A 614-nucleotide genomic window follows, 5' to 3' on the forward strand; every position below is an offset into this window, starting at 1 on the left:
GATTCCCGAACACCCGTCCGAACCGCACACCGCCCCGACCGAGAGAATGGTGGCCAGAGGGGACTCCCTCTGGGGGCAGGGGATGCCGAAGTGGCTGCCCCGGGCGATGGTGCTGGCACTGCTGCTGGTCGGGGCGTTCCAGCTGGTGGACTGGGCGTTCCGGCAGCTGATCGACCTGCTGGTGATGCTGCTGGTGGCGTTCTTCCTGTCGCTGGCGATGGAGCCGGCCGTGGACCGGATGGCGGCGCGCGGGGTGCGCCGGGGGCCCGGGACCTTCCTGGTCTTCATCGGGCTCGCGGTCGCCATCGCCGGGTTCCTCACCGCACTCGGCACCCTGCTGGTCGACCAGGTCGCGAAGATCGCCGGTGACCTGCCGCACCTGGTGGAGAACCTGCTCGGCTGGTTCAACCGGACGTTCCATCAGAACGTCTCGCTGGACCAGCTGCAGGAGAAGCTGCTCAAGGACTCCGGCAACATCGAGAAGTACGCCCAGCAGGCCGCCGACAACGTCTGGGGCGTCTCCAGCACCCTGATCGGCGGGCTGTTCCAGGCCTTCACGGTCGGCCTGTTCACCTTCTACTTCACCGCCGACGGACCCAGGGTGGGGGGCACGG

Annotated in this window: 1 protein-coding gene; it reads left to right on the top strand. The window is 68.4% G+C overall.

What is annotated here, in order from left to right; genetic code table 11:
- Positions 1–82: 82 nt before the first annotated feature.
- The coding region (locus ABD323_RS43745; protein ID WP_344447576.1) for an AI-2E family transporter at positions 83–614 on the top strand (532 nt) is incomplete at its 3' end.

Source organism: Kitasatospora nipponensis, assembly GCF_039528135.1.
Taxonomy (GTDB): Bacteria; Actinomycetota; Actinomycetes; order Streptomycetales; family Streptomycetaceae; genus Kitasatospora; species Kitasatospora nipponensis.